This is a genomic window from Microbacterium aurantiacum (assembly GCF_002872075.1).
Classification (GTDB): Bacteria; Actinomycetota; Actinomycetes; order Actinomycetales; family Microbacteriaceae; genus Microbacterium; species Microbacterium aurantiacum_A.
In genome coordinates this window covers 82812-101788 of record NZ_PGGU01000006.1, presented here as the reverse complement: position 1 = coordinate 101788, position 18977 = coordinate 82812, and the positions used below count along the sequence as shown (strand labels likewise).

20 protein-coding genes and 2 riboswitches are annotated in these 18977 nt (G+C 68.6%); of the genes, 8 read left to right on the top strand and 12 right to left on the bottom strand.

Annotated features, from left to right (window positions below):
• Positions 1 to 101: 101 nt before the first annotated feature.
• On the top strand, positions 102 to 743 hold the full coding sequence (locus CUR96_RS05865) for a DUF1345 domain-containing protein (RefSeq protein ID WP_102192361.1): 642 nt from the start codon (positions 102 to 104) through the stop codon (positions 741 to 743).
• 56 nt (positions 744 to 799) lie between these two features.
• On the opposite strand, the gene CUR96_RS05860 is transcribed toward CUR96_RS05865, so the two are convergent.
• Together CUR96_RS05860 and CUR96_RS05855 are read right to left on the bottom strand one after the other, a co-directional pair.
• Positions 800 to 1099 carry a Fe-S cluster assembly protein HesB gene (locus CUR96_RS05860; RefSeq protein ID WP_102192360.1) on the bottom strand — a complete coding sequence of 100 codons (300 nt, stop codon included), beginning with the start codon at positions 1097 to 1099 and terminating at the stop codon, positions 800 to 802.
• Positions 1100 to 1205: 106 nt separating this feature from the next.
• Positions 1206 to 1718, bottom strand: a complete 513-nt coding sequence (locus tag CUR96_RS05855; protein ID WP_102192359.1) for a GNAT family N-acetyltransferase — start codon at positions 1716 to 1718, stop codon at positions 1206 to 1208.
• Positions 1719 to 1823: 105 nt separating this feature from the next.
• Between CUR96_RS05855 and CUR96_RS05850 the strand changes: the two genes are divergently transcribed.
• Positions 1824 to 2360, top strand: coding sequence for a Dps family protein (locus tag CUR96_RS05850; protein ID WP_102192358.1), 537 nt, complete (start codon positions 1824 to 1826; stop codon positions 2358 to 2360).
• Positions 2361 to 2386: 26 nt separating this feature from the next.
• Here CUR96_RS05850 and CUR96_RS05845 read toward each other — a convergent pair whose 3' ends face one another.
• Positions 2387 to 2914, bottom strand: a complete 528-nt coding sequence (locus tag CUR96_RS05845; protein ID WP_102192357.1) for a DUF6328 family protein — start codon at positions 2912 to 2914, stop codon at positions 2387 to 2389.
• A gap of 68 nt (positions 2915 to 2982) precedes the next feature.
• Here CUR96_RS05845 and CUR96_RS05840 point away from each other — a divergent pair, with 68 nt between their 5' ends.
• A complete protein-coding gene (locus CUR96_RS05840; RefSeq protein WP_146008128.1) occupies positions 2983 to 3186 on the top strand; it encodes a hypothetical protein in 204 nt (67 codons plus the stop codon).
• Between the two features lie 7 nt (positions 3187 to 3193).
• Here the strand turns inward: CUR96_RS05840 and CUR96_RS05835 are convergent, their stop codons facing one another.
• Positions 3194 to 3769 carry a carboxymuconolactone decarboxylase family protein gene (locus tag CUR96_RS05835; RefSeq protein ID WP_102192355.1) on the bottom strand — a complete coding sequence of 192 codons (576 nt, stop codon included), beginning with the start codon at positions 3767 to 3769 and terminating at the stop codon, positions 3194 to 3196.
• A gap of 142 nt (positions 3770 to 3911) precedes the next feature.
• Here CUR96_RS05835 and CUR96_RS18570 point away from each other — a divergent pair, with 142 nt between their 5' ends.
• The gene (locus CUR96_RS18570) at positions 3912 to 4070 is read left to right on the top strand and encodes a hypothetical protein (protein ID WP_180968955.1); all 159 of its coding nucleotides are present in this window, start codon (positions 3912 to 3914) and stop codon (positions 4068 to 4070) included.
• A gap of 22 nt (positions 4071 to 4092) precedes the next feature.
• Here the strand turns inward: CUR96_RS18570 and CUR96_RS05830 are convergent, their stop codons facing one another.
• Entirely contained in the window at positions 4093 to 5574 is a 1482-nt protein-coding gene (locus CUR96_RS05830) for an MDR family MFS transporter (RefSeq protein WP_102192354.1), read from the bottom strand.
• A 163-nt stretch (positions 5575 to 5737) separates the two neighbouring features.
• Between CUR96_RS05830 and CUR96_RS05825 the strand changes: the two genes are divergently transcribed.
• Positions 5738 to 7786 carry an ABC transporter ATP-binding protein gene (locus tag CUR96_RS05825; protein ID WP_102192353.1) on the top strand — a complete coding sequence of 683 codons (2049 nt, stop codon included), beginning with the start codon at positions 5738 to 5740 and terminating at the stop codon, positions 7784 to 7786.
• A 10-nt stretch (positions 7787 to 7796) separates the two neighbouring features.
• Here CUR96_RS05825 and CUR96_RS05820 read toward each other — a convergent pair whose 3' ends face one another.
• The 7 genes from CUR96_RS05820 to CUR96_RS05790 form a co-directional block, all read right to left on the bottom strand.
• Positions 7797 to 8570, bottom strand: coding sequence for an SDR family NAD(P)-dependent oxidoreductase (locus CUR96_RS05820; protein WP_102192352.1), 774 nt, complete (start codon positions 8568 to 8570; stop codon positions 7797 to 7799).
• 16 nt (positions 8571 to 8586) lie between these two features.
• The gene (locus CUR96_RS05815) at positions 8587 to 9534 is read right to left on the bottom strand and encodes a glycosyltransferase family 2 protein (protein WP_102192351.1); all 948 of its coding nucleotides are present in this window, start codon (positions 9532 to 9534) and stop codon (positions 8587 to 8589) included.
• A gap of 149 nt (positions 9535 to 9683) precedes the next feature.
• On the bottom strand, positions 9684 to 10823 hold the full coding sequence (locus CUR96_RS05810; protein WP_102192350.1) for a cysteine desulfurase family protein: 1140 nt from the start codon (positions 10821 to 10823) through the stop codon (positions 9684 to 9686).
• Positions 10823 to 11674, bottom strand: a complete 852-nt coding sequence (gene nadC, locus CUR96_RS05805; protein ID WP_102192349.1) for a carboxylating nicotinate-nucleotide diphosphorylase — start codon at positions 11672 to 11674, stop codon at positions 10823 to 10825. The genes CUR96_RS05810 and nadC overlap by 1 nt, the downstream gene beginning before the upstream one ends.
• The gene (gene nadB / locus CUR96_RS05800; RefSeq protein WP_102192348.1) at positions 11674 to 13179 is read right to left on the bottom strand and encodes an L-aspartate oxidase; all 1506 of its coding nucleotides are present in this window, start codon (positions 13177 to 13179) and stop codon (positions 11674 to 11676) included. Before nadB ends, nadC begins: the two co-directional genes overlap by 1 nt.
• A complete protein-coding gene (gene nadA / locus CUR96_RS05795) occupies positions 13176 to 14513 on the bottom strand; it encodes a quinolinate synthase NadA (RefSeq protein WP_102192347.1) in 1338 nt (445 codons plus the stop codon). Before nadA ends, nadB begins: the two co-directional genes overlap by 4 nt.
• Positions 14510 to 15226 (bottom strand): NUDIX hydrolase, encoded by a 717-nt coding sequence (locus tag CUR96_RS05790; protein WP_102192346.1) that lies wholly within the window; start codon positions 15224 to 15226, stop codon positions 14510 to 14512. The genes nadA and CUR96_RS05790 overlap by 4 nt, the downstream gene beginning before the upstream one ends.
• Positions 15227 to 15448: 222 nt before the next feature.
• Between CUR96_RS05790 and CUR96_RS05785 the strand changes: the two genes are divergently transcribed.
• The 3 genes from CUR96_RS05785 to CUR96_RS05775 all read left to right on the top strand — a co-directional run bounded on the left by CUR96_RS05785 (position 15449) and on the right by CUR96_RS05775 (position 18737).
• Positions 15449 to 16783 (top strand): extracellular solute-binding protein, encoded by a 1335-nt coding sequence (locus tag CUR96_RS05785; protein WP_102192345.1) that lies wholly within the window; start codon positions 15449 to 15451, stop codon positions 16781 to 16783.
• 65 nt (positions 16784 to 16848) lie between these two features.
• The gene (locus tag CUR96_RS05780) at positions 16849 to 17823 is read left to right on the top strand and encodes a carbohydrate ABC transporter permease (RefSeq protein ID WP_102192344.1); all 975 of its coding nucleotides are present in this window, start codon (positions 16849 to 16851) and stop codon (positions 17821 to 17823) included.
• Entirely contained in the window at positions 17820 to 18737 is a 918-nt protein-coding gene (locus CUR96_RS05775; RefSeq protein WP_146008127.1) for a carbohydrate ABC transporter permease, read from the top strand. The genes CUR96_RS05780 and CUR96_RS05775 overlap by 4 nt, the downstream gene beginning before the upstream one ends.
• A 51-nt stretch (positions 18738 to 18788) precedes the next feature.
• Positions 18789 to 18883: riboswitch (glycine riboswitch) on the top strand.
• A gap of 1 nt (position 18884) precedes the next feature.
• A riboswitch (glycine riboswitch) is annotated at positions 18885 to 18974 on the top strand.
• The last annotated feature ends 3 nt before the right edge of the window (positions 18975 to 18977 follow it).

Here is an 18977-nt window from a genome sequence, read left to right as displayed (position 1 = left end):
TGCACCCGAGGGTTGACGTCGACGCCGAGACCTGCAAGACGCGGTCGGCGCAGCGCCAGTACTCTCCGGTCTGCACGACCGAGGACGGATAGCATCCAAGGATGACCGCACTCACCGTCCGCAGCATCGTGCGCCTGCGCGCGATCGCCTCCCTCGTCATCGGGGCAGGCGTGGGAGTCGCCACCGCGTTTCCGCTGGGGCCGGCGGCCGGCGTACTGGCCGGTTGGGGCACCTTCGCGCTCGTCAACGTGGTCTGGGTGCTGTGCCTCGTCTGGCCCATGGGACCGACCGAGACGCACGACCACGCGACGATCGAGGCACCCGGTCGTCGGGCGGCCCGGCTGATCTCGATCGTCGGCAGCCTGGTGAGCCTGGCGGCCGTGCTCAGCGTGATCGTGCAGGCCCAGCACGAACCCGGCATCGGGGAGTATGTTCTGGCGGGGATCGCGGTCGTGAGCGTTGCGACCTCCTGGCTGCTCATCCAGGTCGACTACGTGCTGCGCTACGCGCGGATGTACTACGCCGACCCGCGCGGCGGTATCGACTTCAACCAGGAGGAGACGCCGCAGTACACCGATTTCGTCTACTTCTCGCTGGGTCTCGGCATGACCTATCAAGTCGCGGACACCAACGTCACCACCAATGCCATCCGCCGAGTCGTCATCGCGCAGACGGCGCTCGCCTATCTCTTCGGCACCGTCATCCTGGCCACCATCATCAACCTCGTCACCGGACTCGGCTGACGGCGAAACGCACGGATGCCGCGACCCGATCGGGTCGCGGCATCCGGGTCGAGCGGTCAGATCGCCTGAGGCAATACTGCGAACGAGACAGCGCCCTCGTCGTCGACGCCGGCGTCGAGCACCTTGTCATCCAGTGCGACGGCAGCGGCATCTTCGAGGAAGAGGCGGGTCCCGGAGACCTCGACGACCTGATCGTCGGGTTCGGGATGCGGCGTGACGACCACGGCGAGGCGCGTGCCGCCCTCCGGCGTCTCGGTGGCGGTCGAGTGGATGCGGAGCCCTGCCTCAGCGGTGTCGCTCTGGCGGCTGACGAGGGTCGTGACGATGGCTGTGGCGTTGTCGGTGAGGGTGAGCACTGGTCTCTCCTTACGGTTGCGTACACGGCGCGGTCGCGACATGTCCGGGCCACGATTCCCCACCGGCGGAGCGGATTCAACCTGAACCGCCGAATTCGGAGGGACCTCACATGTGGCGCAGGGGCTTGCGCAGGAACACCTGTTCGGTTCCGTCGCCGTCCGCCACCCGGTCGCTTTCCCGGTAGCCGCAGCTCTCGTAGAGGCGGATGTTCGCCGTGCTCAGGCTTCCCGTGAACAGCTCGGAGACACTCGCCGTCGACGCCGCTTCAGCGGCTTCGAGGAGCGCCGTTCCGATTCCTTCTCCCTGCATGTCGGGTGCGATCGCGATCCTCCCGATGAGCAGCATGTCGCCGTCCTGCTGATAGCGGATCGCGCCGACCAGCCTGCAGCCGATCCGCGCCGTGAGTCCCGCCCCGGCGCGAAGCTCCGCCTCGAGCTCTTCCAGCGTCTGCGTCAAAGGGGGTATGTCCGGGCTGCCGTAGATGATCGCCTCCGAGACGAAGGCGGCGCGCTGCAGGGTGAGGACCTCGCCCGCGTCCTCGGGGCTGATCTCGTTGATCTCGATCGGCGACTCGGTCTGCGGTTCTCCGTGCACGGTGTGCGGTTCGCTCTGGTCCATCGGGTCTCCTTCCGGACGCCACCTTCTGTTCTTCGCGCTCTCCTGTCAAGCCCCTCGGTCCTCGTTCCGCCGCCGCATAGCGTCCAGGACAGGAGGAAGCAGACCATGGCCGAAAGCACCAAACCCACCAAGACCACCGACAAGGGATCGAAGACCACGCGGCGGCAGAACGCGGAGAAGGGCTTCACCGCGTCGCCTGAACTCGCCGCGAATCTCCAGAGCGTTCTCGTCGATCTGCTCGAGCTCGCGCTCCAGGGCAAGCAGGCGCACTGGAACGTCGTGGGTCGCAACTTCCGCGACATGCATCGACAGCTCGACGAGATCATCGCGGACGCGCGGGCGTTCAGCGACACCGTCGCCGAACGGATGCGCGCACTTCACGCTGTGCCGGACGGACGCAGCGACACGATCGCGTCGACGACGTCGCTTCAGGAGTTCCCCGCCGGCGAGGTGTCGACCGCGGACACCGTCGATCTCGTCACCGCGCGCCTCGAGGCCACCGTCGCCACGATGCGCCGGGTGCACGACGCGGTGGACGAGGAGGATCCGACCTCTGCGGACATCCTGCACGCGGTGATCGAACGGCTCGAGCAGTTCGCGTGGATGGTGAGTGCGGAGAACCGGACCCCGGCGAAGCGCTGAGGAAGTCCTATGACGGGTGCGCGATGTCAGGACTCGATCTTGTGTGCGCCCAGCACCCGCCGGACGATGCGCGGCAGCGCGATCCAGAGTCCGAGCACCCCGACGACGGCGGCGATCAGCGCGATGATCCCGGCCGTTCGGTGGACCGTGAAATCGATGATCAGCGTTGTGACGCCGATGGTCAAGGCTCCGATCACGACGAGGTCGATCTTCACGATGCGCGAGGCGACGCGGACGAGTTCAGGCTTGCGCTGCCGGCCGAACAACGCGCGATGCATGCCGACGGGAGTGAGGGCCAGGATCGTGGCGACAGCGGCCAGCGCCACCAGCACGACGTACAGATCCCGCTGCACTTCGTCCATGTCCGTGAACCTCGGCTGGAACGCGACGGCGAGGAGGAAGCCGGTGAGGATCTGGGTGCCCGTCTGCATGACGCGCAGCTCCTGCAGCAGTTCGTCCCAATTGCGGTCGGCGCGTTCGTTCGGCGTCTCGTCGCGCCCGTCCGCGCGGTCGTCTCGCCGAGGATCCTGTGACGCAGTGCGATCGGATGTCATGACATCAGTGTCGTGCGCGCGCTCCGATGATGTCCAGGGGCTTGCCGCCCCACCAGAGAGGAACCATGATGACACTTCCCCCTATTCACGAGTGGTGGCCGCGGCTGTCCATCGAGGCGCGGCACGAGATGATCGATCGCGGCTCCATGCGCCTCGGCGAGTCGGTGCGCGAGGAGATCCGCACGATCACCGGTGCGGTGGTCGGAGCCCAGGAGGAGCTTTCCGAAGAAGATCTCGAGTACGCACGCACCCAGATGGAGGCAGCGGACTGATTTCCGCTCAGCCCACCGTGCCCCGAGTCAGAGCGCGGGCGATCGTGGGATCCAGGCCGGGCACCACGTCGACCGGTACGGCGAGCGCGAGGAGTGCGCGGCTGAAATAGTTCCTGGCGGCAGCGGCGAGCGTGATGTCGACGATCTGCCGGTCGGAGTAGCCCGCATCGCGGAGTGCCAGCGTGTCGGCATCCGTCATCGAGGCTGCATCTGACGACAGCTTCGCCGCGTACCGGATCACTGCCTGCTCGGGTGCGGTGAAGGCACTGTCGTCGTCGTCGGCGAACGCGGCCAGGCCCGCTTCGTCGACGACCCCGGCACGCAGCGATTTCCGTCCGTGTGCGAGCAGGCAATGGGTCGAGCCGATCTCCCGTGCTGCGCCCAGCGTCGCGGCCTCGTACACGCGCAACCCGATGGAGGGCACGACGGCACGGATGAGGGTCTCGAAGGCGGCGTGCGCCTCGGGATTCACTGCCATCGCCTGCGTGTGACCGAAGACGAACCCGTCGGCCGAAATGTCGCTGGTGTACATGTCGGCGACGTGCCCATCCGCCGCCGCGGCCGGCGGGGGTGTGATGATCATGGATGCTCCTTCGCGCCCCAGGGCGGAGGATCCGAGAGCGACCCGAGCGCCACCCGGAAGACTACGCCGAGCCGGCGGGGGAGGGAAGAGGCTCGCGACGCCGAGCGGCCCGAGGCCGGCGGCGCAGGCGTAGCATCGAGGGATGACCGAATCCCAGGAGACCTCGACGGAGCAGCAGACACCGCTTCTGCCGTTGCCCGGCGGGCTGGATCTTCTCCCCGGCGCGGGTGCTGCCGGCTACTGCGCCGACGGCGTCTGCCACATCCCCGCCTCGCACATCGCTGCGCAGAAGACGGAGTAGCGGCAGACGCCGTCGGCGTCTGTCAGTGTCCGGCGTGCGGCGCCCCTTCGGTGTGGTCGGCCGGCTTGCGGATGAAGAACGCACCGATCACGGTCGCGGTCGAGATCACCGCACCGACGAGGAACGCGGTCTGGGAACCGGCGGCGACAGCCTCCGGAACCTCCGTGCCTCCGTTCGCGTTCACGACCAAGGTGAACAGCGCCACCATCACGGCGATGCCCGCGGCCCCGGCGACCTGCTGCACCGTGCCGATGACGGCGCTGCCGTAGGAGTAGAACTTCGGCGTGAGCGAGGCGAGCGACGCGGTGAACAGGGGCGTGAACGACAGCGCGAGTCCGACGGACAACAGGGTCTGGGCGGCGACCACGACCCACACGGACGTGCCGACGGTGAGCGTCGTGTAGAACCACAGCGTCCCGGCGGCCAGGATCGATCCGGGGATCAGCAGGATGCGCGTGCCGCGCGCGTCGTAGATCCGCCCGATCACAGGACCGAGCAGACCCATGGCGAGTGCTCCGGGGAGCACCGCGAGTCCCGCATCGACTGCGGGCAGCCCGAGTGCGTCCTGCAGGAACAGCGGCACGACCGTGATCGTGCCGAAGAATGCCAGCGAGAGCAGGAACATCTGCGCCATCGCGAGGGAGAACGCCCGCGAGGTGAACACCCGCAGATCGAGCAGGGCGTCATCGGCGCGCTGCAGGATGACCTGGCGCCACAGGAACAGGCCGAGGCCGACCACGCCGACGGACAGCGCGATGATCAACGGAGCGGCGGAACCTGCTCCGCCGCCGGCGAGGGCGCCGATCTGGCTGAGGCCGTAGACGATGCCGCCGAAGCCGAATGCGGAGAGGATGATCGAGAGCACGTCGAGCGGTGCCTGGGTGGTCTCGCCGACGTCGGTCAGCCAGCGCCACCCGACGAACATCGCCACGAGCGCGATCGGCAGCACGACGACGAAGATCGAACGCCAGCCGAAGTGATCCAGAAGGAAGCCCGACATGGTCGGACCGAGCGCGGGCGCGAGCGAGATCACCGTGCTCACGCGCCCCATCATGCGGCCGCGCGCGGACGGCGGCACGAGGTTCATCATCGTGGTCATCAGCAGCGGCATCATCAGCGCGGTTCCGCTGGCCTGCACCACTCGAGCGGCGAGCAGCATCTCGAAGCCGAGAGCGATCGCGGCGAGCAGCGTGCCGAGGGAGAAGAGGGCGAGAGCCGCGAGGAAGATCTGCCGCGTCGTGAACCGCCGCAGCAGGAAGCCGGTGGTCGGGATCACGACGGCCATGGTCAGCATGAACGCGCTCGTCACCCACTGGGCGGCCAGGGGCGAGATGCCGAGGTCCTTGATGAGGTGCGGGATCGCCATCCCCATCGTGGTCTCGTTGAGGATAGCCACGAAGGCTGCGGTCAGAAGCACCCAGATCACGCGCATGTCCTTGCGCGGGAGCAGTTCCCCCTTCACCGTGGGGGTCGTCGTGATCGAGTCAGTATCGACAGCTGACATGCGGCCTCCTGGGCGTGGCGTGGGAAAAGTCGCGCGAATGCGCTGGGACCATTCAGCGTAACGACCCCTTCGGACATTTCATTCCGGATCCTTCCGAATCCGCCCAGAGCAGATCGGGGGAGCGCCCCTGTCCGCCCACGTGGTTACGCTGAGGCGTATGAGCATGGGTGGCGGGGCGGGCGGCCGCGGTGGTTTCCACGGTGTCGATGAGGCGGCGCAGCGGCGGCTCAACGCCGAGGCGCCGCGCATCCGCGCCTTGGGAGCCAGGGTCATCGAGCTGTTCCGCCCGTACCGCGGTCGCATCCTCCTCACCGGGCTCCTGGTGATCGCAGGTGCCGCCATCGCCGTCATCCCGCCCCTGATCGTCCAGCGGATCTTCGACGACGCTCTCTTCCCCGTCGACGGCGGCCGGCCGGAGATCCCCCTGCTCATCCGCCTCGTCCTCGTGATGATCGGCCTCTTCCTGCTCTCCGCCGTGCTGGGGGTCGCGCAGACATGGCTGACCTCCACCGTCGGCAACAGCGTCACCGGAGACCTGCGCGTCCGCCTGTTCGAGCATCTGCAGGCGATGGAGCTCGGCTTCTTCACGCGCACCAAGACGGGCGTGATCCAATCCCGGCTGCAGAACGACGTCGGCGGGGTCTCCGGGGTGCTGACCAACACGGTCACCAGCATCCTCGGCAACGTCGTCACCGTGATCGCCTCGCTCGTCGCGATGATCCTCATCGACTGGCGGCTCACGCTCATCGCGGTCGTGCTGATGCCGTTCCTCGTCATCGTGCAGCGCCGCGTCGGGCAGGTGCGCGCACGGATCGCCGGCGAGACGCAGGAGTCCCTGTCCGAGCTCACCACGATCACGCAGGAGACGCTGAGCGTCTCCGGCACGCTGCTGTCGAAGGCGTTCAACCGGCAACGCACCGAATCGGCGCGATATCAGGCGGAGAACCGCAACCAGGTGAAGCTCCAGGTCCGTCGCGCGATGAGCGGGCAGGGCTTCTTCGCAGTGGTCCAGGTGCTGATGGCGTCCGTCCCCGCGGTGATCTACCTCGTCTCCGGATACCTCATCACCGGCGGCACCGATGCGATCACGGCCGGAACCGTCGTCGCCTTCACCACGGTCCAGGCGCGGCTGCTGATGCCGCTGATGGGACTGATGCGCGTCTCGCTCGACCTGCAGACCTCGTCCGCCCTGTTCGCGCGGATCTTCGAGTATCTCGACCTGGTGCCGGAGATCCAGGATTCGCCCGACGCGATCTCGGCCCGGAACGCACCGGGTCCACGGGGACGCATCGAGTTCGCCGACGTCGTCTTCCGCTACCCGGACGCGTCGCCGGAGGCGCGCCCGACCCTCCAGGGAGTGTCATTCGTCGCCGAGCCGGGACAGCACGTGGCCTTCGTCGGGCCCTCCGGCGCAGGGAAGACCACGGTGCTGTATCTCGCGCCGCGGCTCTACGAGGCGCACGGCGGAGCCGTGCTGTTCGCAGGCGCCGACGTGCGCACGCTGACGCAGGAGTCGATCATCGACGACGTCGGGATCGTTTCCCAGGAGACATACCTCTTCCACGCCACGATCCGCGAGAACCTCCTCTACGCCAAACCGGATGCGAGCGAGGACGAGTTGATCGCGGCGTGCATCGCGGCGAACATCCACCACATCATCGCGGGATTCGAGCAGGGCTACGACACGGTCGTGGGCGAGCGCGGCTACCGGCTGTCCGGCGGGGAGAAGCAGCGCATCGCGATCGCCCGGGTGCTGCTGAAGGATCCGCCGGTGCTGCTGCTCGACGAGGCCACATCAGCGCTGGACACCGTGTCGGAGCGCGTGGTCCAGGAGGCTCTCGACGAGGCGGCGCGCGGCCGGACCACACTCTCGATCGCGCACCGGCTGTCGACGGTGATGGGCGCCGACGTCATCCACGTGCTGGAGGCCGGGCGGATCGTCGAATCGGGCACACACGGCGAGCTGCTCGCGCTGGGCGGACTCTACGCGGAGCTCGCGGCCGAGCAGGTCGCGGCGACGCGCGTGCTCGAGACCGAGGCGGCCGTCGAGGAGGTCGTGACGGGCGGCGTCCGTGCGGCGCTCACCGAGCGGCGCGCGGATCGGGCTCCGGAGGACTCGGCGGCTGCGGATGCGGTGGCCGCGCTGACGGCACCGGTGCCGCTCCTCGATGGGGCCCGCGCCGACGAGCGGGTGCATCCGGTCGAGGACTGATCCGCTCGCTTCAGTGGACCGAGAGCCCACCGTCGACGAACAGCGAGTGACCGGTGACGTAGCCGGAGCCTTCGCCCGCGAGGAACACGGCGGCTCCGGCGAAGTCGCTCGGCAGCCCGTTGCGCCCGATCATGGTGCGCGCGGCGAGGGCGTCGACCTTCTCCCGGTCCTCCTGCAACCTCGCGTTCAGCGGTGTGAGCACGAACCCGGGAACCAGCGAGTTGCTCGTCACTCCGGTGCCGCCCCATGCCTCCGCCTCCGAGCGCATGAGCGACTCCACGGCGCCCTTGGACACTCCGTACACGCCGCTGCCGACGAAGGCCCGGTGCGCCTGCTGCGATGTGATGTGGATGAGGCGCCCGTATCCCCGTGCGGCCATTCCGGGGGCATATCGCTGACCGAGCAGGAAAGGCGCCAGCGCGTTCACCGTCATCGTGGCGTCCCAGTCGGCCTCGGAGATGTTCGGGTAGGGCGGGCGGATGTTGATGCCGGCGGAGTTCACCAGGATGTCCGGTTCCCCGAAGGGGCGGATGGCCTCTTCCGCGACCGCGCGGATCCCGTCCCGCGTCCCGAGGTCTCCGACGACGCCGGCAGCGCGGCAGCCCGCTTCGACCAGCTCGCGCACGGTCTCGTCGATGCGCTCGGCGCCGCGGGCGACGATCACCGTCGACGCGCCCGACCGCGCGAGGGCGGTGGCGATTCCGCGGCCGATTCCGGAACTGCCTCCGGTGACGACCGCGGTGCGGCCGGCGAGGCCGAACAGCTCGGCGAGATAAGCGTTCATGCGGCTCCTCAGGCTCTCACCAGCCGAGAGCGGCGGCGAGGGTGGGATCGGGGACGGCGATATCGAACTCGGGGAGCTCCCGCAGGTCGGCGACGAAGGAGGCGACCTCCGCGGCGTAGGCGGGATCGGGATGCGTCTCGGCGATGGTCAGAAGGGGAGGGACGTCCATCGCGAGGATGAGCTCGATCCGGGCGGTCACGGCTGCGTGCGCTTCCGCCTCGTGCAGCACGCGGATGCCTCCGCGGAGGGCCCTGAGGTAGTCGCGCAGCACCGGCAGTCGTGCCTTGCCCTGCGTCAGCGAGGTGCCGTCGGCGCGAAGCCGCCACTGCACCACGACGTCCGGGATCACGTCGAAGGCCCGGGCTCGCGTGTACATGAGCTGGGCGACGACCTGATCCTCGTAGGCGACGTTCTCGGGGAACCGGAGGCCGGTCCACATGTCGGTGCGGCTGATCTTCGACCAGGCGACGATGTTCGCCGAGGCCTGCGGGTGGACGCTCAGCGTGGTGGCCAGACGTTCGGGCTGCGTGGCCGCGGCCACCCAGGGCTGCACGCGGCCGGGGGCGTACACGTCTCCCTGCAGCCGCGAGCGCACGTAGGCGCCGGCAGCGAAGTCGCTGCCGGTCGAGGCGAGCGTGCCGGTGAGGCGCGCCAGCGCCGTCGGCAGGAGTTCGTCGTCGGCATCGAGGAAGCCGAGCAGCGGAGTGTCGACGAGCTCGATGCCCACGTTGCGGGCTGCTCCGAGTCCTCGGGAGGCCTCATGACTGATCATCCGGAAGCGCGGGTCACTGGCTGCGGCATCCGCGAAGATCGCTCCGGTGTCGTCAGTCGATCCGTCGTCGATCAGGATCGCCCGCCAGCGCGGCTCGGTCTGCGCGCGCAGCGAGTCGAGGGCGGCCGGGGCGAAGGCGGCGATATCGCGTCCGGGAACGATGATCGTCACGATCGGGGCGGCGGCAGTCACCAGCCGATTCTATGGCCGTCGTCCGCACCGAAGGCTCGCGATGTGCCTCTGAATCAGCCGTTCACAACTCCGGAGAATCGACGGGTGCGTGCAGGCGGAACCCCGTGAACACGCGGGCCCCGGTTGGAATGAGCGCCGATTCTCCGGAGTTATGAACCGGCCACCGCGCGCACGGCATCCGCCACCAGCGCTGCGAGCTGTTCGGGAGCCCCATCCGGCAGCGGGTCGCGGCCGAAGGTGAACCGCACCGAGGTCTGGGCGACCGCCGGCGCGATCCCGCAGGCGATCAGCACGTGCGAGGGCTCGTCGCTCCCTGCAGCGCACGCCGAGCCGCTCGACGAGATCACGCCTCGCCGCTCCAGCTCCAGCAGCACCGCCTCGCCGCTCGTCCCGGCGAAAGTGAAACTCGCGGTGCCGGGCAGCCGGTTCACCGGATCCCCGGTCAGCGCCGCCTGCGGAACGGCATCGAGCACACCGGCGATGAACACCCTGGTCGCCTGGCCGACGCGAGCAGCGACCTCCTCACGCTCTGCCTCCGCGAGTTCCAGCGCCACGGCCAGCGCGACGGCCCCCGCGACGTTCTCGGTGCCGGAGCGGCGGCCGCGTTCCTGGCCCCCGCCGTGCAGCAACGGCTCGATCGGCACCCGCCCGCGAACCGCCAGCGCGCCGATGCCCTTCGGCGCGCCGAGCTTGTGACCGGCGATCGAGATGGCATCGGCACCGAGTTCACGCAGCGGCAGCCAGCCCGCCGACTGCACGGCATCGAGGTGCAGCGGCACGCCGGCGCCACGGGCGATCGACGCGAGGGCAGCGGCATCCTGCACCGTGCCGATCTCGTTGTTCGCGTGCCCGATCGACACCAGTGCCGTGTCATCGCGCAGCGCGCGGGAAAGGGCATCGGGAGAGATGCGTCCGACCGCATCGACCGGCACCTGCGTGACTGACACCTCGTGGAAGCGACGCAGATAGTCGGCCGATTCCACGATCGACTCGTGTTCGATCGCCGTCGTCACCAGGTTCCGGCGGCCGCGACCGAGCGCCGCCAGCACGATGCCCTTCACCGCGAGGTTGTTCGCCTCGGTGCCGCCCGCGGTGAAGACGACATCGGAGGCTCGCATCCCGAGCGTCCTGGCCACGCGCGCCCGGGCATCGTCCAGCGCGCTCGCCGCGGCCTCGCCGACCGTGTGGTGGCTGGACGGATTGCCGTACACCCCGGTCAGGAAGGGGCGCATGGCCTCCCAGGCCTCCGGACGCACCGGGGAGGTCGCGGCGTGGTCGAGGTACAGCATCAGGCGATCCGCACGTCCAGGCCGAGATCGAGGGCGCGGGCGGAATGCGTGAGCGCGCCGACCGAGATGACATCGACGCCGGTCTCGGCGATACCCCGCACGGTCTCGAGGCTGACACCGCCGGACGCTTCGACGTTCGCACGATCGCCGATCAGGGCCACACCGGTCCGCAGGTCTTCGAGCGAGAAGTTGTCGAGCAGGACGGTGTGCGCGCCTCCGTCGAGCACCGCGGGGATCTGGTCGAGCCTGTCCACCTCGACGACCACGTGTGTGGTGTGCGGAAGCCGCGACAACGATTCCCGCAGCGCCGTCGCCAGATCGGCGCCGCTGCGCTGCAGGACGGCCAGATGGTTGTCCTTCGCCATCACGGCATCCGAGAGCGAGAAGCGATGATTGCTGCCGCCGCCCGAGACGACCGCGTGCCGCTCGAAGGCGCGCAGCCCCGGCGTCGTCTTGCGGGTGTCGGCGATGCGCGCCGCGGTGCCCGCGACCGCCTCGACGTAGGAAGCGGTGAGAGTGGCGATGCCGCTCATGCGCTGGGTGAAGTTCAGGGCGACGCGCTCGGCGGTGAGGATGCTGCGCGCAGACCCCGATACGGAGGCGAGCACGTCGCCCGGGGCGAACGAATCGCCGTCGCCGACGTGCACGTCGACCGCGAGGCTCGCATCGGTCAACGCGAAGGCCGCAGCGAACACCTCGCCGCCGCTGAACACGCCGTGCTCCCTGGCGACGAGATCAGCGGTCGCCGTCGCGTCCGCGGGAAGGAGCGTGCTGCTGGTGAGATCGCCCCAGGGGGCGTCTTCTTCGAGAGCGGCGCCGACGACGCGGGCGAGGGTGGCTGCGGTGAGCATCAGACGGTCTCCAGTTGCAGTGCTTCGACGCGATCGGGGGTGCGGTAGTGCGCGCCGACGGATTCGGCGCGGGCGAGTGCGGCGGATGCGGTCGCCTCGGCGAGGAGGAGCAGATTGGCGTCCTCGTGCTCGGTGACGGAGCGCGGGGTGGGGGCGCGCCAGCCGGAGATCGTGCCGAGGGCGTCGGCGAGACCGCCGTCGGTGCGCAGGAGTCCGACGTGATCCCACATCAGCTGCTGCAGCGCGGCTCGGCTGAACGGCCGCCGAGCGTTCTCGTCGCGAAAAGTCACGCTATCCGCGAGGTTCAGCGGGCTTTTCTGCGACCGGAACGGGGGAGCGGAGCCCGCACTCGAGTCGAGAGCAGCAGCGGCGCGGGCTCCGAACACGGCGCCCTCGAGCAGGGAGTTCGACGCCAGCCGATTCGCCCCGTGCACGCCGGTCCGGGCGACCTCGCCGACGGCGAAGAGGCCGGGCAGCGAGGTGCGGCCGTCGAGGTCGGTCACGACCCCGCCCATCAGGTAGTGCGCCGCCGGGGTCACCGGGATCGGCTCGCGCGACCAGTCGAAGCCGCGTTCACGGGTGACCCGGTCGATCGTGGGGAAGCGCTGTGCTAGCGCGGATGCTCCGAGCATCGTGGCATCCATCCGAACCGGCGATCCCTGCGCCGCCGCCTGACGGGCGATCGCGCGGGATACGACGTCGCGCGGGGCCAGCTCGCCGTCGGGGTGTGCGTCGAAGGTGAAACGCCGCCCCTCGTCGTCGATGAGCGTCGCCCCCTCACCGCGCACGGCCTCGGAGACGAGGAACGCCGGGCCCGCAGCGAGGATCGTCGGGTGGAACTGGACGAATTCCAGATCCGCCACCTCGACGCCGGCTCGGAGCGCCGCAGCGATGCCGTCACCGGTCGTACCTGCCGGGTTGGTGGTGTGGGCGTACAGGTGTCCGGCGCCGCCGGTGGCCAGGATCACGGCGTCGAATTCGAGGTCGTCAGAGACTCCGTCGGTCAGCAGGCGGATGCCGCGCACCGCGGCGTCGCAGACGATCAGGTCGACCAGGAAGGCGTTCTCGACGACCTCGATCGCCGTGCGGCGCACAGCAGCGACGAGCGCGCGGGAGATGGCCGCGCCGGTGGCGTCGCCGCCGGCGTGCACGATCCTCGCGTGACTGTGCGCGGCCTCCCGCCCGAGCAGCAGCTCGCCATCGGCCGAGCGATCGAACCCGACACCACGCGAGATGAGCTCGGCGATTCTCGTCGCACCGTCGGCGACGAGAACGTCGACCGCCGCGGCGTTCGAGAGCCCGGCGCCGGCGATGAGCGTGTCGGAAGCGTGCCGGGCGGCCGAGTCGCCCGCGCCGTACACGCCCGCGACCCCGCCCTGTGCGTAGCCGGTGCAGCCGTCGCCGAGCGCCGCCTTCGTCACGACGGTGACCGAATGGCCGGCTTCGCGCGCGTGCAGCGCGGCGGTGAGACCGGCGATCCCCGATCCGACCACGACGACGTTCATCGGACACCGCCCACGACGGGCGGCTTCGCCGCCAGCATCCGCTCAAGCGCCACGCGGGCAGGATCCGCGACGTCCTGTGACACCTGGATGCGGTTGGGGGTGCGGCCGGCGACGAGCTCCTCCAGCACCCAGGCGAGGTAGCCGGGGTGGATGCGGTACATCGTCGAGCACGGGCAGACGACCGGATCGAGGCAGGTGATCTCGTGCTGCGGGTACTGCGCGGCGAGACGGCGCACGAGGTTGATCTCGGTGCCGATCGCGAATGCGGTGGGCTCGGTGGCCGCGTCGATCGCCCGGCGGATGTAATCGGTGGAACCGGCTTCGTCCGCGGCATCCACCACCTCCATCGGGCATTCCGGATGCACGATGACCCGCACGTCGGGGTTCTCGGCGCGCGCCTGATCGATCTGCGCGACGGTGAAGCGACGGTGCACCGAGCAGAACCCGTGCCACAGGATGACCCGCGAGTCGACGAGCTCCGTGGCGGTCGACCCGCCGAGCGGGCGCCGAGGGTTCCACATCGGCATCTGTTCGAGCGGGACGCCCATCGCCTTGGCGGTGTTGCGGCCGAGGTGCTGATCGGGGAAGAACAGCACGCGGCGCCCGCGCTCGAACGCCCATTCCAGCACGGTCTGCGCGTTCGAGGAGGTGCAGACGATACCGCCGTGACGTCCGACGAAGCCCTTGATCGCCGCCGAGGAGTTCATGTAGGTCACCGGGATGACCGGCACCCGGCCGTCCTCGTCGACCGCGTCCATGTCTCCCAGTACGTCGGCCAGCTGTTCCCAGCATTCTTCGACCTGGTCGATGTCGGCCATGTCGGCCATCGAGCAGCCGGCGGCGAGGTTGGGGAGGATCACCGCCTGGTCGGGTCCGGAGAGCAGATCGGCGGTCTCCGCCATGAAGTGCACGCCGCAGAACACGATGGCCTCGGCATCCGTTCGTCCCTTCGCCGCCGTCGCGAGCTGGAAGGAGTCGCCGACGTAGTCTGCGTGGCGCACCACCTCTTCGCGCTGGTAGAAGTGGCCGAGGATGACGACGCGGTCGCCGAGGGTCGCCTTCGCGGCGCGGATCCGCTCATCGAGCTCGTCCTCATCGGCCTCACGATACGCAGCCGGCAATTCACCCTGACGCGGCGCCCCTGTCGGGATCACGTCGCCCATCGATGAGCCGGGGCCGTAGCCGGGGCGGGCGTCGAAATCCCAGGGTCCCGCTGCGAGATCGGTGCTGCAGGTCGCGTCGATCGAGGCGCCGGAGACGATCGCCTGGATCGCGTGATCGACCGAGGCGTCGGAATCGGGGACGGCGGGAGTGGGGACGAACGTGATGGTCATCGGGGGCTCGTTTCGTCGGAGCCGAGCGGGCCGCGGTCGGCGAGCTCGACATCGGTGTTGTATCGGTAGAGGCGGGCCGGGCGGTGGCTGCCGGTGCGGAAGCGGTCGGTGGGCAGGAGGTTGCCCGCAGCTTCCACCTGCCGGCGGAAGTTGGCGGGGTCGAGGTGGCGTCCGAGGATCGCCTCGTACGCCTCGCGGAGATCGGCGAGCGTGAACTCGGCGGGAAGAAAGCCGTGCGCGACCCGGCTGTAGCCGACCTTGTTGCGCAGCCGCCACAGCGCGTACTCGACGATCTGGTTGTGATCGAAGGCCAAGGCCGGCAGATCATCGGCGTCGAACCAGCGCACGTTCTCGGGGGCGCGGCCGGATGCGAGGTGCGCAGAGCTCTGCGCATCGACGTCGTCGGATCGCAGCAGCGCCCAGTAGACGATGGAGACGACACGGGTGGGGGAGCGGTCGACGGCTCCGAAGGCGTAGAGCTGCTCGAGGTAACTGGGCGACAGGCCGGCCGTCTCGGCGAGAGTGCGCGCGGCCGCGTCGACCGCGGATTCCGCCGCGGTGAGCCAGCCGCCCGGAAGAGCCCACTGATCGGCGAACGGCTCCCTGGTGCGCAGGACGAGGGGCAGCGCGAGCACCGCTTCGCCGTTCTCGGATCGACGCAGCGTCAGGATCACCGTCGAGACGGCGACGCGGATGCCGTTGCTTTGGGTCATTGTTACCTTAACCTCCGATTCGATCTTAGTGTCAACGGGACCCTTAGTGCACATCGATGACGTCGATCGACCCGAGTCCGAAACGTTACCTCGCAGATCAGGCAGGGCTTGTCGACCCCGGAGGAATTTGTTAGGTTACTGTCCTAACAAACCCCATCCGTGGGCGACTCCACCCGGAGAGAGATCCCTCCTGCACTGCAGCACCGAGAGGAAACAGAAGAAATGACTGGAAACGGCAAGCGCAAGATCGCGCTCACCGCTGTGGCGGGGGCGTCGGTCCTCGCCCTCGGCTTGACGGCCTGCGGTACCGGAGGAGGCGGCAGCGCAGCCGCGTCCGGATTCGACACCGAGGCGGCCAAGGGGCAGGACATCACGTTCTGGGTCATGGGCGGCGACACTCCCGAAGAGGCGCGCGAGTTCCTGATCGACGAGTACGAGGAAGCCACCGGCGGCACTCTCACCATCGAGCAGCAGGACTGGAGCGACGCGCTCACCAAGCTGACCAACCAGCTTCCCGACGCGAAGAACACTCCCGATGTGACCGAGATCGGCAACACCTGGTCGCCCACCTTCACGACCGCCGGCGCGTTCAGCGACCTGACCCCGATCTTCGAGGACCTGGGTGGCGACAAGCTGCTGCCGTCCTTCGTGGAGGTCGGCGAGGTCGACGGCAAGCAGTATGCGCTTCCGTACTACTTCGGCTCGCGCTACATCACCTACCGCAAGGACATCTGGACCGCGGCCGGTCTCGACGTGCCGAAGACTCTCCAGGAGTTCAGCGAGTCGGTCAAGACGCTCCGCACCGACGGCCAGTCGGGCTTCTACATCGGCGGTCAGGACTGGCGCAACGGCATCTCCTGGGTCTTCGCGAACGGCGGGGAGCTGGCGACGAAGGACCGCGACAAGTGGGTCTCCACTCTGTCGGACCCGAAGTCGATCGCAGGTCTCGAGCAGTTCCAGGACATCTTCACGGGAGCGTCCAACGCTCCGGCCACCGAGGACGACTCGACGCCGTGGATCAACATCAACAACGACAAGACCGGCACCGCTCCGACTGCGGCCACCATCATCGCGCCCGGCTGGGCCCACTGGTCGGTCGGTGACTACACCGGCGACAACGACGAGGGCGCCGAGCTGCGCGAGTGGAACGACAGCACCTTCGGAGTGTTCCCGCTTCCGGGCCTCGAAGAGGGCTCGGTCGCACCGGTCTTCGCCGGCGGCTCGAACATCGGCATCTCCGCCAAGAGCGAGAACCAGGCCGGAGCGAAGGAGCTGCTGCGGATCATCTACTCGGACGAGTACCAGTCCCTGCTGGCCAAGAACGGCCTCGGCCCGGCGAACGTCGACTTCGTCGGCGACCTCGGCGACGACCAGTTCGCCGAGGCGCTCGTCGACTCGGCGCTCGGCTCGAAGCTGACGCCGGCAGCGCCCGGCTGGGCAGCGGTCGAGGGCAAGAAGATCCTCGAGGAGTTCTTCGGCAAGGTCGCCGAGGGCGGCGACGTCACCGAGCTCGCGAAGGAGTACGACGCCAAGATCGACGCCATCATCAACGGCTGATCACCTGCGTGGGGGCCGGGTGCACCCGGCCCCCACGCGCATACTCAGACAGGCAGTGCCCCCGCATGACCATCACAGAAGCTCCCGTCTCGCCCACCGGCAGCACCGGCCTCAAGGACCGCTCGGCCGGTGCCGAACCGTCCGTCCGACGCCGTGCGCTGGTGCCGTACCTCCTGATCCTCGGCGCCGTTCTCGTCCTGCTGCTCGGTATGGGGTATCCCGTGGTCTGGCAGATCGTCACGTCGTTCCAGAAGTACGGTGCGCTGCAGCAGCTCGGCGGCAAGGCGCCCGACTTCGTCGGGTTCGACAACTACATCGCCATCGCGCAGGACGGCACGTTCTGGGCGGTGACTTTCCGCTCGGTCATCTTCTGCCTGGTGACGGCCTTCGTCACGATCGTCGTCGGGGTCATGCTGGCCCTGCTGATGACCAAGATCCATGCTGCTGCCCGATTCACGTTGCAGATCGCGCTGCTGCTGGCGTGGGCCATGCCGGTGATCGCCGCGATGACGGTGTTCATCTGGCTCTTCAACCGCCAGCGCGGCGTCGTCAACTACCTCCTCAGCATGATCCCGGGCGTCGATATGAAGGGCTTCAATTGGATCGGCACCACTCCAGTCCTCTTCTTCATCGTCGCGTCGATCATCATCGTCTGGATGTCCGTGCCGTTCGTCGCGTTCTCGGCCTACGCCGGCCTCACCCAGGTGAGCGGAGAGGTCCTCGAGGCCAGTCAGCTCGACGGCGCGAGCGCCGTGCAGCGGTTCCGCTTCATCGTGTTCCCGGTGCTGAAGCCGGTCATCGCCATCGTGCTGCTGCTCAACCTCATCTGGGATCTGCGCGTCTTCGCCCAGATCACCCTTCTGCAGGACGCCGGGCCCAAGTCGGCGGACTACGACCTCCTCGGCACCTACATCTACAAGACCGGCGTCGCCGGTCTCGATTTCGGCGCGGGGGCGGCGATGTCGATCTTCGTGCTCGCGCTGACCATCGCATTGAGCTGGTTCTACGTGCGCAGCCTCATCAAGGAGGAGGGGAAATGACCGTCACCGCCACACCGCCCACGCTCGAGCGGAGCGTCGGTCGCGCCGTGGTCAGCGCCGACGGGAGCCGCATCCCGGTCCGGCGCCGCAAGCTCCGCCTCGGAACCTGGCTGCTGAGCATTCTCGCGGTGGTCATCGCCGTCATCTGGGCGTTCCCCGTCTACTGGATGGTCAACTCGTCCATGCTGTCGACGGCGACACTCGAGGCGTTCACCCCCACCTTCTTCCCCGTCGGCGGCTCGTTCGCGAACTTCGAGCGGGTGATCACGCCGTCGTTCTTCTCGGCGCTCGCGGTCAGCGTCGGGGTGACGCTCCTCTCTGTGGCCGTCTGCCTGACGTTCGCCTTCCTCGCCTCCATCGCGATCAGCCGGTTCAAGTTCCGCGGTCGGGTCTCGTTCATCGTGACGATCCTGCTCATCCAGATGCTCCCGGCCGAGGGCCTGTTCATCGCGCAGTACAAGATGATGGCGAGCCTCGGTCTGCTCAGCAACGTCCTGGGACTCAGCATCCTGTACGTCGCAGCCGTCGTCCCGTTCACGATCTGGATGCTGCGCGGCTTCGTCGCCGGTGTTCCGGCCGAGCTCGAGGAGGCCGGGATGATCGACGGCCTCAGCCGGACCCAGGCGTTCGTGCGGATCACGCTGCCGCTGCTGGCTCCCGGCCTCGTCGCCTCCGGCGTCTTCGCGTTCCTGCAGTGCTGGAACGAGTTCACTGTCGCTCTGGTGATCATGGAGAACAACCGCACGCTGCCGCTCTGGCTGCGTGGATTCGTGCAGCAGAGCGCCACCCAGGCCATCGACTGGGGCCAGGTGATGGCGGCGTCGACGATCGTGGCGATCCCCGTCATCATCTTCTTCGTGATCGTCCAGGGACGCATGACGAGCGGACTCGTCGCCGGCGCGATCAAGGGCTGAGCGGGGCGGGGCGCACCCGCTAGACTGATCGCACAACCGAACACAGGCCGAATGACCCTCGCGGGAGAGCTCCGGTGAATGCAGCCGGGCACCGAAGGAGCAAGCCTCCCCGCCAATCTCTCAGGTACGCGTACCGCGCGGTTCCGGCCACTCTGAAAAGCGATCTCGAGCGACGGGATCCGCCGACGGTGAAAGCCCCTCTGCGGGCGAAGCTCTCAGGCCCATGACAGAGGGGGAGTT

Coding starts and splice junctions, on each gene's coding strand:
- CUR96_RS05865 (WP_102192361.1), top strand. CDS start 102: ATGACCGCACTCACCGTCCGCAGCATCGTGCGCCTGCGCGCGATCGCC.
- CUR96_RS05855 (WP_102192359.1), bottom strand. CDS start 1,718: ATGGACCAGAGCGAACCGCACACCGTGCACGGAGAACCGCAGACCGAG.
- CUR96_RS05850 (WP_102192358.1), top strand. CDS start 1,824: ATGGCCGAAAGCACCAAACCCACCAAGACCACCGACAAGGGATCGAAG.
- CUR96_RS05845 (WP_102192357.1), bottom strand. CDS start 2,914: ATGACATCCGATCGCACTGCGTCACAGGATCCTCGGCGAGACGACCGC.
- CUR96_RS05840 (WP_146008128.1), top strand. CDS start 2,983: ATGACACTTCCCCCTATTCACGAGTGGTGGCCGCGGCTGTCCATCGAG.
- CUR96_RS05835 (WP_102192355.1), bottom strand. CDS start 3,769: ATGATCATCACACCCCCGCCGGCCGCGGCGGCGGATGGGCACGTCGCC.
- CUR96_RS18570 (WP_180968955.1), top strand. CDS start 3,912: ATGACCGAATCCCAGGAGACCTCGACGGAGCAGCAGACACCGCTTCTG.
- CUR96_RS05830 (WP_102192354.1), bottom strand. CDS start 5,574: ATGTCAGCTGTCGATACTGACTCGATCACGACGACCCCCACGGTGAAG.
- CUR96_RS05825 (WP_102192353.1), top strand. CDS start 5,738: ATGGGTGGCGGGGCGGGCGGCCGCGGTGGTTTCCACGGTGTCGATGAG.
- CUR96_RS05820 (WP_102192352.1), bottom strand. CDS start 8,570: ATGAACGCTTATCTCGCCGAGCTGTTCGGCCTCGCCGGCCGCACCGCG.
- CUR96_RS05810 (WP_102192350.1), bottom strand. CDS start 10,823: ATGCTGTACCTCGACCACGCCGCGACCTCCCCGGTGCGTCCGGAGGCC.
- nadC (WP_102192349.1), bottom strand. CDS start 11,674: ATGCTCACCGCAGCCACCCTCGCCCGCGTCGTCGGCGCCGCTCTCGAA.
- nadB (WP_102192348.1), bottom strand. CDS start 13,179: ATGAACGTCGTCGTGGTCGGATCGGGGATCGCCGGTCTCACCGCCGCG.
- nadA (WP_102192347.1), bottom strand. CDS start 14,513: ATGACCATCACGTTCGTCCCCACTCCCGCCGTCCCCGATTCCGACGCC.
- CUR96_RS05790 (WP_102192346.1), bottom strand. CDS start 15,226: ATGACCCAAAGCAACGGCATCCGCGTCGCCGTCTCGACGGTGATCCTG.
- CUR96_RS05785 (WP_102192345.1), top strand. CDS start 15,449: ATGACTGGAAACGGCAAGCGCAAGATCGCGCTCACCGCTGTGGCGGGG.
- CUR96_RS05780 (WP_102192344.1), top strand. CDS start 16,849: ATGACCATCACAGAAGCTCCCGTCTCGCCCACCGGCAGCACCGGCCTC.
- CUR96_RS05775 (WP_146008127.1), top strand. CDS start 17,820: ATGACCGTCACCGCCACACCGCCCACGCTCGAGCGGAGCGTCGGTCGC.